At 63.0% G+C, this 13151-nt stretch carries 11 protein-coding genes and 1 tRNA gene; 5 read left to right on the top strand and 7 right to left on the bottom strand.

The features are described 5' to 3' along the window. Positions 1-108 precede the first annotated feature (108 nt). From WBR68_RS02010 to hrcA, 3 genes are read right to left on the bottom strand one after another with little or no spacing between them, the layout of a single operon-like run. The gene (locus WBR68_RS02010) at positions 109-345 is read right to left on the bottom strand and encodes a hypothetical protein (protein ID WP_050447238.1); all 237 of its coding nucleotides are present in this window, start codon (positions 343-345) and stop codon (positions 109-111) included. After that, positions 335-1459 (bottom strand): ferrochelatase, encoded by a 1125-nt coding sequence (gene hemH, locus WBR68_RS02005; protein ID WP_050447239.1) that lies wholly within the window; start codon positions 1457-1459, stop codon positions 335-337. Before hemH ends, WBR68_RS02010 begins: the two co-directional genes overlap by 11 nt. 45 nt (positions 1460-1504) lie before the next feature. Further along, positions 1505-2509, bottom strand: coding sequence for a heat-inducible transcriptional repressor HrcA (hrcA, locus tag WBR68_RS02000; protein ID WP_050447240.1), 1005 nt, complete (start codon positions 2507-2509; stop codon positions 1505-1507). A gap of 141 nt (positions 2510-2650) precedes the next feature. Between hrcA and WBR68_RS01995 the strand changes: the two genes are divergently transcribed. Both WBR68_RS01995 and recN read left to right on the top strand, forming a co-directional pair. Then, the gene (locus WBR68_RS01995; protein ID WP_050447241.1) at positions 2651-3550 is read left to right on the top strand and encodes an NAD kinase; all 900 of its coding nucleotides are present in this window, start codon (positions 2651-2653) and stop codon (positions 3548-3550) included. 13 nt (positions 3551-3563) lie between these two features. Beyond that, complete coding sequence (gene recN / locus WBR68_RS01990; RefSeq protein WP_050447242.1) at positions 3564-5225, top strand: DNA repair protein RecN; 1662 nt, start codon at positions 3564-3566, stop codon at positions 5223-5225. 111 nt (positions 5226-5336) lie between these two features. On the opposite strand, the gene fur is transcribed toward recN, so the two are convergent. Further along, positions 5337-5756, bottom strand: a complete 420-nt coding sequence (gene fur, locus WBR68_RS01985) for a ferric iron uptake transcriptional regulator (RefSeq protein ID WP_050447321.1) — start codon at positions 5754-5756, stop codon at positions 5337-5339. Positions 5757-5912: 156 nt separating this feature from the next. On the opposite strand from fur, the gene WBR68_RS01980 reads away from it, so the two are divergent. After that, positions 5913-6449 (top strand): outer membrane protein assembly factor BamE, encoded by a 537-nt coding sequence (locus WBR68_RS01980; protein WP_050447244.1) that lies wholly within the window; start codon positions 5913-5915, stop codon positions 6447-6449. Positions 6450-6465: 16 nt separating this feature from the next. Further along, on the top strand, positions 6466-7257 hold the full coding sequence (gene dapB, locus WBR68_RS01975; protein WP_230693413.1) for a 4-hydroxy-tetrahydrodipicolinate reductase: 792 nt from the start codon (positions 6466-6468) through the stop codon (positions 7255-7257). 64 nt (positions 7258-7321) lie between these two features. On the opposite strand, the gene murB is transcribed toward dapB, so the two are convergent. Then, entirely contained in the window at positions 7322-8368 is a 1047-nt protein-coding gene (gene murB, locus WBR68_RS01970) for a UDP-N-acetylmuramate dehydrogenase (RefSeq protein WP_230693412.1), read from the bottom strand. 210 nt (positions 8369-8578) lie between these two features. On the opposite strand from murB, the gene WBR68_RS01965 reads away from it, so the two are divergent. After that, a tRNA-Gly gene (locus WBR68_RS01965) sits at positions 8579-8654 on the top strand. A 223-nt stretch (positions 8655-8877) separates the two neighbouring features. Here WBR68_RS01965 and WBR68_RS01960 read toward each other — a convergent pair. Together WBR68_RS01960 and WBR68_RS01955 are read right to left on the bottom strand one after the other, a co-directional pair. Beyond that, positions 8878-11514: a S8 family peptidase gene (locus tag WBR68_RS01960; protein ID WP_230693411.1), complete on the bottom strand. Its 2637-nt coding sequence runs from the start codon at positions 11512-11514 to the stop codon at positions 8878-8880. Positions 11515-11648: 134 nt separating this feature from the next. After that, positions 11649-13136 carry a lytic polysaccharide monooxygenase gene (locus tag WBR68_RS01955; protein WP_230693410.1) on the bottom strand — a complete coding sequence of 496 codons (1488 nt, stop codon included), beginning with the start codon at positions 13134-13136 and terminating at the stop codon, positions 11649-11651. Positions 13137-13151: the final 15 nt, after the last annotated feature.

The following is a 13151-nucleotide window of genomic DNA, read 5'->3' as shown; positions in this document are numbered from 1 at the left end:
AAGAATGGCTTTCGCAGACATGAATGGGGGCCAATACCCCTATTTCAAGCCCGGGAAAGCGAAATATTCCCTGACGGTGCCCGCCCAGGCCTGGGCGGGCTGGGCCGCTTACTTTTTGTGGGGCTGCGCGGGCGCAACCGGATCGCTGGCCGGAAAGCTTTCCTTCAGCGCGCGGTCAACCTGCTTGTCGTCTTCGTCCGGATCAGGCCGGATCGCGATAGGGTCGCTGGCCGGGAAGGTTTCCGCCAGCGCTTCGTCCAGGTCGTGCTCGACCTGATCCTCGTCCACCGGGGTCGCGACCGTCCCCTTTTTTACATCCTTGCCGCTCTTGGGATCATGGTGCATGCGCCTTCTCCTTCAAGTCCGTGTTGACCTGGATCTTCAACGGCCAGCCCTGCAAGTTTCGTTCCACCAAGGCGGCCAAGCCGGCGATCCACGCGGGATCATCGTTCAGCGCTGGAATGTAACGAAACTGCTTGCCGCCCGCCTCGATAAAGGCGTCCCGGCATTCCAGGCTGATCTCTTCCAGGGTTTCCAGACAGTCTGCCACAAATCCCGGGCACACCACATCCACCTCGGTGACCCCCGAAGCGGCCAAGGCCTTGAGCGTAGGCTCTGTATAGGGTTCGAGCCAACGGGCCGTGCCGAAGCGGCTCTGGAAGGTCACTTCAATCTGCTCGCGCGGCAGGGACAGACGCTGCGACAGCAGGCGCGCCGATTCCATGCAATCGCGGTAATACGGGTCTCCCAGCTCAATGGAATAACGCGGCAAACCGTGGAAGCTCATCACCAGTTTCTGCGGCTTGCCGTGGTCGCGCCAGAAGGCTTCGATGCGGGCAGCCAGCGGGTCCAGCCAGAGCGGGTCTTCGTGAAACCGCTTGGTAAAGCGTAGTTCGGGCTGGTCGCGCAGACGCGCGGCATGCCGGGTCACGGCGTCCACCACGGTGGCCGTGGTGCTGGCGGCGTATTGCGGGTATAGCGGCACGGTCAGAATACGCTCGCAACCGGCTGCCCGCAGGCGAGATATTGCGTCCGGAATGGACGGGTTGCCGTAACGCATGCCCAGTTCGACCACGGCGTCGATGCCCGCCACTTCCAGCGCGGCACGCACACCGTCCGCCTGCCGCCGGCTGTAGACCATAAGCGGCGAACCGTCTTTCAGCCAGACGCCGGCATAGCGCGGCGCGAGCTTCTTGGGCCGCAAGGTCAGCACCAGCCCGTGCAGGATGGGCTTCCAGAGATAACGGGGGATTTCAATGACGCGCGGGTCAGACAGGAATTCACCCAGGTATTTGCGGATGCCCGGGATATCCGGCGTATCCGGCGTGCCAAGATTGACCAGCAGCACGCCGACCTTGCTCGGTGCGCGCGCAGGCGGGTCTTCATTGAAGGGGTCGTCCTGCTCGGTTTCCGGCAGGTAGCGTTCAGGCCACAAATACTTGAACAGGCGAAGAAACACAAAAACTCCCCTTCCTCCGCAAGGAGGATGCAGCTTTGAATGGAACTACTGATTGTGGCTAAGGGCGTTGGACAGCAAGCGAGCCGTAATGTCCACAATGGGAATCACGCGCTCGTACGCCATGCGGGTCGGGCCGATGACTCCCAGCGTGCCCACCACCTTGCCGTCCACGCCGTAAGGCGCCGTGATGACAGAAACCTCTTCCATCGGCACCAGTTGGGAATCGCCACCAATATAGATCTGCACGCCCTGCGCGCGGCTCGATACGTCCAGCAGTTGCAGCAGATCGGTCTTTTTTTCGAACAGCGAGAACATCTTGCGCAGGCGATCCATGTCGGACGCAATGTCGGTCACGTCCAGCAGCTTGCGCTCGCCGGAAATCACCATGGCGTCGCCGTCCTCGGCGGCTTCGGCGCTGGCCTCGACCGCCGCTTGCATCAGGCGCGAGATGTCTTCACGCAATTGGGCCAACTCCGTGGAAAGCGTCTGGCGCACCGCGTTGAAGGACTTGCCCGCGAAATGCATGTTGAAGAAATTGCCGGCTTCCAGCAATTCGGCTTCGGCGTAGTCGCGCTGTACGAACAGAATGCGGTTCTGGACGTCGCCGTCTGGCGTGACGATGATCAGCAGCACGCGCTTGTCGGACAGCCGAATGAATTCAATCTGGCGAAACACCTGGGCGCGCTTGGGCGTCAACACCACGCCGGCGAACTGCGTCAGGTTCGACAACAAGGCGGCAGCGGCATTGACGGCACGGGTGGGTTCCGCGGCTGAGAGCATCTCGCCGATGTTGTGGGGCTGCAGTTGATATTGCTGAACCGCCAGCAGGGAATCGACGAACATGCGATAGCCCCGCGGCGTGGGAACGCGGCCGGCGGAGGTGTGCGGGCTATGGATCAGCCCCAGCTCTTCCAGATCCGCCATGACGTTGCGGATGGTGGCTGGGGACAAATCGAAGACTTTCGATAGCGTCCGCGAGCCGACAGGCTGCCCATCGGCGATATAGCGTTCTATCAACGCTTTCAGTAGTGCGCGTGCGCGGTCATCCATAGCAGCTATTTTAGGGAATCTTTTCCAATTAAGGCGATTTTTGTCCCGCAAGCCGATATGCGGCCCCATATAATCGGCTAATCGGCCCATTCCGGGCAGGTTTTGACCTTCGGGTCCCGCCCTTTTGATACGCCCGCATCCATGCATTTTCCTACCGTCGCCCTGATCGGCAGATACCAGGACACCGGCCTGGACACCCCGCTAAGAGCCCTTGCGCACGCGCTGACGCAAGCGGGCAGGCAGGTGCTCATCGATGCGGACACTGCCCGCAACACGGGCCTGACCGAATACCCGGTGGCTACCCTTGAAGAGATTGGCCAGAACGCGTCGCTGGCCGTCGTGATGGGCGGCGACGGCACCGTGCTGGGCGCGGGCCGGCATCTGGCGCCTTACGGTGTGCCGCTGGTGGGCATCAACCATGGGCGGCTCGGCTTCATCACAGATATTCCCTTGCAGGACGCGCACGGCGCTCTGGCCCGGGTGCTGGAAGGCAGCTTCCAGATCGAAGAACGCATGCTGCTCGAAGGCAGCGTGTGGCGCGGCGACCAGAAAATGTATTCCGCGTCGGCGCTCAACGACGTCGTGCTGAACCGCGCCGGACGCGGCGGCATGATTGAAGTGCGCGTCGAACTGGACGGCGCTTTCATGTATACGCAGCGCGCCGACGGCCTGATCATCGCCACGCCCACCGGCTCCACGGCGTATGCATTGTCTGCCAACGGCCCCATCCTGCACCCCGGTTTGAACGCCATGGTATTGGTGCCCGTGGCGCCGCAAACGCTGTCGAACCGCCCTATCGTCATTCCCGACACCGGGGTGCTGAACATGACGCTGACCGCGATGGGCCGCGTGGAAGTTGGCGCCAGCGTGCATTTCGACATGCAGACCTGGTCAGACCTGCAGCCCGGCGACCGTATCGTCGTGCAGCGCGCGCCGCACACCATCCGCTTCGTGCACCCCGAGGGCTACAGCTTCTTTTCCACCCTGCGCCGCAAGCTGCACTGGAACCTGATGCCCCAAGCCACCGACAACGTAGAGTAGTAAGCGCCCCGACATGCTGCGCACCCTGCATATCCGCGACTTCGTCATTGTTGAGCAAACCGAGATCCATTTCGGATCCGGCTTTACCGTATTCTCCGGCGAGACCGGCGCCGGCAAATCCATCCTGGTAGACGCCCTGGCGCTGGCGCTTGGCGAACGCGGCGACGCCAGCATGCTGCGCGAAGGCGCGCCGCGCGCCGACATCACCGCGGTGTTCGATACCCCCAAATCCCTGCACAACTGGCTGGCCGAACGCGAAATAGACGCCGACGATGAACTGTCGCTGCGCCGTGTCATCGATGCTCAGGGCCGCAGCCGCGCCTATATCAACGGCACGCCGGCCACCGTGGGGCAATTGCGCGAGCTGGGCGACAGCCTGGTCGACATTCACGGCCAGCACGCCCATCAAAGCCTGATGCGCCCCGACGCTCAGCGCGATCTGCTTGACGCCCACGGCGGCCATGGCGATCTGCGCCAGGCCGTGGGCCAGGCCTGGAAGCAATGGCGTGCGCTGGCACGCCAATTGGAAGCCGCCGAAAAAGACGCCGCCAGCCTGGCGAACGAACGCGACCGCCTGCAATGGCAGGTTGATGAGCTGGACCAATTGGCGCTGGGGCCGGACGAATGGGACGCCCTGCAATCCGAACACACGCGGCTGTCGCATTCCCAGTCGCTGCTGGATGGTGCCTCGCAGATTCTGGAAGGGCTGGACGGCGAAGGCGATTCCGCGCACCACCGCGTTACCGCCGCCAATCACCGCATTCAGCAAATGTTGCGGCACGATCCCGGCCTGCAAGGGGTGTATGACGAGCTGGAGTCCGCCCGCATCGCCATCAGCGAAGCCGTGTCGGACTTGAACAACTATGTCAGCCGGGTCGACCTCGACCCCAAACGGCTGGCCGATGTGGAAGCGCGCCTGGGCCTGGTGTTTGAAACCGCACGGAAATTCCGTGTCGAGCCCGACGCGCTGTGCGAACTGCGCGATTCCCTGCATGCCGAACTGGCTGCGCTGCAAGCAGCGGGCGACATCGATGCGCTGCGCGCCCAGTCGGCTGCCGCCCAGACGCAATACGACGCCGCCGCTGCCAAGCTGACGACGGCCCGCCGCAAGGTCGCCAAAGACCTCGGCAAACAGGTGACGCAGGCGATGCAGACGCTGGCCATGCAAGGCGGCAAGTTTGAACCGACGCTTGCGCCCGGCGCGCCGTCCGCGCACGGCAACGAGCAGGTCGAATTCCTGGTGGCCGGCCACGCCGGCACCACCCCGCGCCCCTTGGCCAAAGTGGCCTCGGGCGGCGAGTTGTCACGCATTTCCCTGGCGCTGTCCGTTATCGCCAGCCGCGCGGCGCGCGTGCCTACGTTGATCTTCGACGAAGTCGACAGCGGCGTGGGCGGCGCGGTGGCCGAAGCCGTGGGCAAACTATTGCGCGAACTGGGCGAGCGCCATCAAGTGTTATGCGTCACCCACCTGCCCCAGGTGGCGGCGTGCGCCAACAACCAGTTCCTGGTCAGCAAGGCGGAATCGCGCGGCACCACGCGCTCCAGCATCGAAGAGCTGGACGCCGCGGCGCGTGTCGAGGAAATTGCCCGCATGCTGGGCGGCATCAAGCTCACCGCCACGACGCGCGAACATGCCCGCGAAATGCTGCAAGGCTTCGGCCAACCCGCGAGCTGACCCCACGCCCGTTCAAGCGCACGAAAAAAAGCCCCTTCTTATAAAAGGGGCTTTTGATCTCACTGGCCCGCAGCGAGCGCGGCCACAGACCGTGGGGCGGACGCTAGCGGTTTAGCGCCCTTTCATGCAAGTGCTGCACACGCCGTACAACACCATCGCGTGGCTTTCCAGCGCGAAGCCGTTGTCCTTGGCGATCTTTTGCTGGCGCTTCTCGATGTCCGGATCCGAGAACTCGACGACCGTGCCGCAATTCGTGCAGATCAGGTGGTCGTGGTGATCGCCGTCGTTCAGTTCGAAGACGGCCTTGCCGCTGTCGAACTGGCTGCGAGCCAGGATGCCTGCCTGTTCAAACTGCGTCAGCACGCGGTAGACCGTCGCCAGGCCGATTTCGACGTTTTCGCCGATCAGCGCACGGTATACGTCTTCGGCGCTGAGGTGGCGCAGATCGGACTTCCGGAAAATATCAAGAATTTTCAGGCGCGGAAACGTCGCCTTCAAACCCATGTTCTTCAGTTCGCTTTGGTCGCTCATGGTGTAATCGCTCTCCGTCCGCGTAGGCATGGGCAGGTTCAAGGGTGCACCGCGAGCCGGCTCACCTGATTTCATGCCGCCTCGCGGAACTATCCTTATGAAACCTTTATGATAACGGTTTTGTCTGCTTCCAAATAATAGGGGCGCGTAGTGTCCATGATTGCACGAATTCCCTCCCGCTCGCTGAAGACCGGATTGGCCGTTGCCGCCCTGGCCATCGCTCTTGCCGGCTGCTCGGGGGACAAGTGGGGCTTCCCCTACAAGGCCGGTGTCCAGCAAGGCAACTGGATCACCCAGGAACAGGTCGCGCTGCTTCAGCCCGGCATGACGCGCGAGCAAGTCCGCTTTGCGCTGGGCAGCCCCACGCTCACCAGCGTGCTGCACGCCAACCGCTGGGACTATCCCTACTATTACAAGCCCGGCTATGGTGAAGCGCGGGAACGCAAGTTCACCGTCTGGTTCGAAAACGACCGCCTGACCCGCTGGGAAGGCGACAAGCAGCCCGACCTGCAGCCTTATCAACTGAACACGCCCAGCAGCATCGCCGACGAAAAAGCGGACGAACGCCTGGATCGGGACGAAGCCCGGGTCGAGCAAGAGCAAGATCTGGAAAGGCGTGATGCCGATGCCCCCGTCAGCCCGCTGAACCAGTACCCCGGTCAGCCCGGCAACGCGCCCGAGCCGCTCCGGTAACTTCCAAGGATTTTTCATGCGTATTGCAATTGCCGGCGCAAGCGGCCGTATGGGCCAGATGCTGATCGACGCCATTCTCAAGTCCAACGGCCTGAAATTGGCCGTGGCGCTGGACCGCAAGGGATCCACCGCACTGGGCCAGGACGCGGGCGCTCCGCTGGGCCAGCAGACCGGCGTGCTGATCACGGACAATCTTGACGCACTGGCCGACGCCGACTGCCTGATCGATTTCACGCGGCCCGAAGGCACGCTCGAACATCTGCAAGCCTGCGTGAAGTACGGCACGCGCGCCGTCATCGGCACCACGGGGTTCGACGACAATGGCCGCGCCGCCATCGAAGTGGCCGCGCAAAAAATCGCCATCGTGTTCGCACCTAACATGAGCGTGGGCGTCAACGCCACGCTCAAGCTGCTGGACATGGCTGCTCGCATCCTGAATTCCGGCTACGACGTCGAAGTATTCGAAGCACACCACCGCAACAAGGTCGATGCGCCCTCGGGCACCGCGCTGAAGATGGGCGAAACCATCGCGTCCGCCTGGGACGTGGCGCTGCCCGACGTGGCCACCTGGAGCCGCCATGGCGACACCGGTGTGCGCAAGCCCGGCACCATCGGCTTCTCGGTCCTGCGGGGCGGCGACATCGTGGGCGACCACACTGTGTCGTTCTGCGGCATTGGCGAGCGCATTGAAATCACGCATCGCTCCGGCAGCCGCGCCACCTATGCGGAAGGCGCGCTGCGCGCCGCCCGCTTCCTGGAAGACAAGCACAACGGCCTGTACGACATGCAATCCGTGCTGGGCCTGTAACCCTGGCCTCTTCCAACGAAAAAAGGATCCCACGGGATCCTTTTTTCATGCGCGCTGCATTGCCTTACACCACCACGGGCTCAGGCTCCAGTTTGACGCCGTAACGCGCCTGCACCGACGCTTGAATTTCGCGCGCCAAAGCCATGATGTCGGCAGCCGTGGCGCCGCCTCGGTTCACCAGCACCAGCGCTTGCCGGTCATGCACGCCGGCCGCACCCAGCGCCTGCCCTTTCCAACCGCATTGGTCGATCAGCCAGCCCGCCGCCAGCTTGTAGCGGCCATCTGGCTGCACATAGGAAACCAAGTCCGGGAACTGCTGAGCCAGACTGTCGCGCACATCGGCTTCAACAATCGGGTTCTTGAAAAAGCTGCCGGCGTTGCCGGTCACGGCAGGATCGGGCAACTTCGCGCGGCGAATTTCGCAGACCGCATCGAAAATGGCCCGCGCGGTGGGCGCACCCTGGGCAAGCCGCTCGTGGCGTTGCAGGTCGGGATAGCCCAGCATGGGGCGCCAGGGCCGGGGCAAGGCGAAACGCACGCTGACGATCACCCAGCGGCCCGACGCGTCGTGCTTGAAGGCGCTATCACGGTACGAAAAACGGCAGTCGGACGGCCCCATCTCAACAAACCGCCCCGCCGGCACATCCCAGGCGGTCAGGCTGTGAAACCGTTCTTCGAATTCGACCCCGTACGCACCAATGTTCTGCACCGGCGCTGCCCCAACCGTGCCCGGAATCAGCGCCAGGTTTTCCAACCCATCCCACCCTTGCGCCACACATTGCTCGACAAAGCCGTGCCAGTTTTCCCCGCCCGCCGCTTCAACCAGCCAGGCATCCGACCGGTCCTGCAACAGGCGCACGCCCTTGAACGCCACCTTGGCCACCAGCCCGGGAACGCGCTCGGGCAACACCAGATTGCTGCCGCCGCCCAGTACCAAGAGGCTATCCGCACGCCGCGCCAGATCGGACAAGGCCGGCAGTTGGGACATGTCGTCCACCGATACGAATGCTTCGGCTCGTGACGCCAATCCCAGCGTATTCAGCGGGCTCAGGTCTTGGGCAACGGGAGTCAGCGCGTTTGGCGCAGTTTCGATAGCAGAGTGTGTTGACATGGGTGCTACGGGTTATGCTATAGTTTCGGTCTTCGCTCATATTACTTGATTGAGTGTTTGGGTTTAGCCCACTGGCCATTGGTTCGGCTAAGTACCAAACCTGAATGACAAGCTCAAAAAAATCATGTAAGATGCGCGCCTTCTGATCGATAACCAAGTTGATCAGAGTGAATAAGAAACAGGTTCTGAGTAGTGCATGACGGAACCCATGCGGGAGTAGCTCAGTTGGTAGAGCGCAACCTTGCCAAGGTTGAGGTCGCGAGTTCGAGACTCGTCTCCCGCTCCAAATTCAGATTTGCAGCGTTCAAGCAACCAAGCGTTCATGAACACTGAAAATCACCAAGAAGGGCCCGACACAAGTTGTCCGGCCCTTTTTTCATTTCCGCCGCGCATTCGCGTTCGCGCGCGAGCCCCTCCCCCTTCCTCAACAAAAACAGCCCCCGCCAGAAAACCGGCAGGGGCTGCGGTGCTTCACGCGACAATCGCGTCAGGCTTGGTCTTTGGAAGACTTAACGCTGCATCCACGCGTCCTGCCAATGCGAACCCGTGCCCGGCGCATAGTGCGAAGGCGATTGGCTGCACCAGCCGCTGTACGGGAAGATCTTGCATTCAAACGTCTTGCCCACATTCACGACCTTGTCGCCCGCTTTATAGAGCGTGCCCGCCTTGTACTGCGGGTAGCCGCCCACGGCCGGCTTCGCCAACACCGTCACGGTGTGGCTGGCCTGGACTTCACCGCGCGAGTTGCTGACCGTCAGCGTAAAGCGGTAAGGCGTGTCCTTCGCGGTGGACGGTGCGACGAAACTGATGTCCGCCTGATCCAGCGCCCCGGCGGAAATGCCCGCGGGCACAGTCCAGCGGTAGCGCAGGTCGGTACCGGTGGACGCCTTGCCCGACAGCACCACGCGTTCGCCGCTCTTGACCTTGGCGGGGCCGCTGAGCTTGGCTTGCGGCGCAATCACTTCCGGCACCACTTCAGGCACCACTTCCTTCGCGCGGGCTTTGACCACATGGCTGGCGGTGGCGGTGCGGCCGCGCTCGTCAGTCACGGCGAGCTTGAACGTCAGGTTGCGGTCCTGCGCCAACGGGGGGCCATAGAACGTGACCGTGGCGCCGTTGGCCTGCAGCGCGATGTCATCCATGCTGGTCCACACGTACTTCAGGCCCTGGCCCGTGGAACCGGTGGCTGACAAGGTGGCCGCTTGCAAGGCCTGCACTTCGGTGGGGCCGCTGATGCGCGCGACCGGAAGCGGCACGGGCGCCGGTTCCAGGTCGCAGGCTTCGGGCATTTTCCACGGCTTGCCGTACTGCGCCGAGTTCTTGTCCGGCGCGGCATCCACGTTCCAGTAGTTCTGGCGATACAGCTTGCCGTTGTACGACACGGCCTCGTTCGGCACGTTGTACACCTTGCGGGCATCCCAGGCGGGAGCGCTGGCGCACACGCCGGCCGCCTTCGCCTTGACCAACACGCCATGGTGCGTCGCCGCGCTGCGTCCTTGCGGGTCAGTCACTTTCAGCGTGATGCGGTAGGCGACGTCCTTCGCGCTTTCCGGCGCGACGAAGCTGGCCTTGACGCCTTGCTCCACGAACTTCAGCGCGGGCTGACTGCTCCACGCATAGCTCAGGTCCTTGCCGGTCGAGTCAGCGGCCGACAGCATCACCTTGTCACCCGCATTCGCTTGCGCGGATCCTGAGACGTGCGCTTGCGGCGCCTGGCCGCCGATGCTGGCGCCACCCAACAGTTCCGCCGCGCGAACCAGATCGGGTTGCACGCCGATGGGGCGATCCGGTTCGACGAAGGGCACGGGGTTGCCGCTGTCCACCAGAATCTGACGCATGACCTTGGGCGGAATATTGCCCAGGCCGCGCTCACGCGCCAGGCTCTGCAGCCACGCCACGCTACCCGCGATGATGGGGTTGGCGGACGACGTACCGTTATAGCTGGTCGTGTACAGGTTGTGCTGGCCTTCCTTCCAGTCCGTGGTGGTGACGCGCCCACCCCAACTGAACACGTCCACGCGGCTACCGTATTCCGAGAACCACGCGGTCCTGCCCAGGATCGGATCAGCCGCGCCCACATAGATGGCGCCCGAATCACGCTTGGTACGGTCATAGCGGCCGCGGAAATACGGATCGTCCAGGTTGGCCGAGCCATTGGCCGCCGCCAAGACCACATGCACGCCCTTCTCCTTCGTCAGATACGAAATGGCGTCGTAGACCGCGTCAACATGCTCGACGGGCAGCCAGCAGGCCGTGGTCGGCCCGCAGCCATTGCTGAACTTGTAGTGCACGCCAATCTGCACCACGTCGCCCGCTTGAAGTACGTTGCGCAGGTCGATCATGCCGCTGACGCTGTACTTGGTGTAGCCCGCCTGCGCTTGCGGCACGATGCCGGTCACGCCATAGCCGTTGTCCTGCCCGAACATGATGCCGGCCGACATCGTGTCATGCGAATCAGGCTTTTCCACATACTGGCCGTGGTGCAGGAAGGGCTTGGGCAGGTCAACGTGGTCGAAGTCCCAGTGACTGATCTCGTTCGAGATCAAGCGCACGTTGGCGCCATAGTGGCCCGTCTGGCGCTGCGCCTCGAAGGCATTGATGCCGCCCAGCACCCAATAGCCGGGCTTGGGGCCCTGCATATAGTTTTGGCACGTGGGCGCAAGCGCGCCGTCGCAGTTGGTGTAGTCGGGCGTGCCCGGCGCGGCGCGCGTGACTGCCATGACGGGATCGGCCTCCAGACCTCCGCCCATCGACATCGGCACGGGTTCGATCTGCGCGCTTTCCACCAGCGGATTTTCCAGCAGTTGCTTGACAAGCAGTTCCGCGTCACGGCCGCGCATCATCTCGGCCGAAATCTTGTAGTAGCGCGTGAGGTTATGGCGTTCCAGCGCGGCGATATCCTCGTGGTTGCGCATCATGGGCGACAGCGGAACCAAGGGTTCCATGCCATTGGCCAGGCGCGTCAGCGCGTCCATTGCGCTGGCCACCTCGGGCGTCGGCGCAACACGCTGGACCGGATTGGGCGCTTCCGCCTTCAGCCGAACGTAGATGGGCCGAGGTTCATCAGCCGAGGCCGCATGCCCCGGGGCGATAAATGCCGTGCCGAGCATCAGCGCAAGCATCGATAACTGTATTTTGTTTTTCATGGCTATTCAGTGATCCGCCTTGCCGGCGGATCCAACAACACAAAAAGAAAGCCCACCTCCCATCACTGAGAGGGGGCTGGCGTCCAGCGCGGGCCAAGACGCCTACCGCCTTGGCCCGCTTCTATAACGACGGCTTACTTGACCAGGTCCCAGGCCTGGGTCCAGTAGCCGCCCTTGCCGGGCTCGTAGTGGAACGGCGACTGGCCGCACCAGTTGGTGTAGGGCCACGGCTTGCACTCGTAGACCTTGCCCAGGTTGGTGACGCGCTCATGCGCCTTGTAGGCAGTGCCGGCCTTGTAGGCGGGCGGCGTGTCGCCGGTGCCACCATTGCCGCCCGTGCCGCCATTGCCGCCTTCGTCAACAACCGGCTTGCCCTTCACCGTCACCACGTGGGACGCATTCGACGCGCCCTTGTCGTTGCGGGTCGTCAGCGTGAACGAGTACTGCTGGTCCTTCGTCAGCGTCGGCGCCACGAAGCTCAGCGTGGGCTGATCCTTCACCGCGGCGCTGATGCCGGCCGGCACCGTCCACGAGAACTTCAGATCGGTACCGGTCGACGCCGAACCCGACAACGTCACCTTCTGGCCCGCTTGCACATTGACCGGGCCGGTGATGCTCGACACCGGCGGAATCACCACGGGATCCGGCTTGATATCAGCCGCTTCCTTGGTGACCACGAAGTGGTACTTGTTGCCGTCCATCGAATAGACGTGCGACTTGTCCACACCCACGATCGGGGTCACGGTCTTGCCATCGGCGCCCAGTTGGCCGACACGCACGCGCTTGGACGAACCGTTGACGGCATTGCCCAGCACTTGCGTCCAGCGCTCGCCTTGCACGGCGTTCTCGTCCAGCGGCACGCGCAGTTGTTCCAGGTATTCACCGTTGCGCTTGGGGTCGGCCAGACGCCAGACCAGCGTTTCACCCACCTTGGTTTCGCCGATGGAGTACAGCGCGCCGATGTCCGACGGCTTGATGACGTTGGAGACGCCTTCGATGTTCACGTCGCCGCAAGCGCGATAGGACTCGCCCGAGGTCACGCCATCGCCCACGTGGTTGGTGTTCCAGACGCTCATGATCAGGTGGCGGCCCGTCTTGCCCGCGGGCAGCGTGCAGCTGTATTCCTGTTCACGGCCTTCGCCCGCGGCTGCCGGCGTGAAGTCGCGCTGTTCGCAGAACTTTTCAAAGTCGGAAAATTGCAGCGGCTTGGTCGAGTCGTACGGCATCTTCGTAATGAAGAATTGCAGCGACTTCGTGCGGTGGGCCACGGTGTGGTTCCACTTCAAGGTGACGTTGCCATTGGCATCCGGCTTGAGCGTGGTGATGGGCCATTGGGCCAGCGCGTTCAAGCCGCGATGCGAGGCCTTGGTGCCACCGTCGCACAGGCGGTCGCCCGGCGTCGTTGCAACCGTTTTCTCACCGCCCGGCTTTTGCCAGACCTCGCGCCAGTCGTACACGCTGCCGCCCTGCGCCTTGAAGGCGGTGCAACCTTCGCTTTGGCTACCTGCGTAGCAATGCAGAATGCGCGCCTTGGGATGCGACATCGTGCCGTGAGCCAATACCGAACTGGACACAGCCGCCAGGACCAGTCCGCCCAGCAGGGTTATTTTAAATTTCGCCATTTTTTTATAAACACT

This window comes from Achromobacter sp. JD-1 (assembly GCF_038594925.1).
Lineage (GTDB): Bacteria > Pseudomonadota > Gammaproteobacteria > Burkholderiales > Burkholderiaceae_B > Achromobacter > Achromobacter spanius_C.
The sequence above is the reverse complement of the archived record's forward strand: the minus strand, read 5'-3'. Positions and strand labels throughout refer to the sequence as shown.

What these genes read in the sequence shown, in the direction of transcription:
- fur (WP_050447321.1), bottom strand. Translation starts at nt 5,756, where the DNA reads ATGAGCGACCAAAGCGAACTGAAGAACATGGGTTTGAAGGCGACGTTT.
- hrcA (WP_050447240.1), bottom strand. Translation starts at nt 2,509, where the DNA reads ATGGATGACCGCGCACGCGCACTACTGAAAGCGTTGATAGAACGCTAT.
- WBR68_RS01960 (WP_230693411.1), bottom strand. Translation starts at nt 11,514, where the DNA reads ATGAAAAACAAAATACAGTTATCGATGCTTGCGCTGATGCTCGGCACG.
- murB (WP_230693412.1), bottom strand. Translation starts at nt 8,368, where the DNA reads ATGTCAACACACTCTGCTATCGAAACTGCGCCAAACGCGCTGACTCCC.
- dapB (WP_230693413.1), top strand. Translation starts at nt 6,466, where the DNA reads ATGCGTATTGCAATTGCCGGCGCAAGCGGCCGTATGGGCCAGATGCTG.
- WBR68_RS01995 (WP_050447241.1), top strand. Translation starts at nt 2,651, where the DNA reads ATGCATTTTCCTACCGTCGCCCTGATCGGCAGATACCAGGACACCGGC.
- WBR68_RS01980 (WP_050447244.1), top strand. Translation starts at nt 5,913, where the DNA reads ATGATTGCACGAATTCCCTCCCGCTCGCTGAAGACCGGATTGGCCGTT.
- WBR68_RS01955 (WP_230693410.1), bottom strand. Translation starts at nt 13,136, where the DNA reads ATGGCGAAATTTAAAATAACCCTGCTGGGCGGACTGGTCCTGGCGGCT.
- WBR68_RS02010 (WP_050447238.1), bottom strand. Translation starts at nt 345, where the DNA reads ATGCACCATGATCCCAAGAGCGGCAAGGATGTAAAAAAGGGGACGGTC.
- recN (WP_050447242.1), top strand. Translation starts at nt 3,564, where the DNA reads ATGCTGCGCACCCTGCATATCCGCGACTTCGTCATTGTTGAGCAAACC.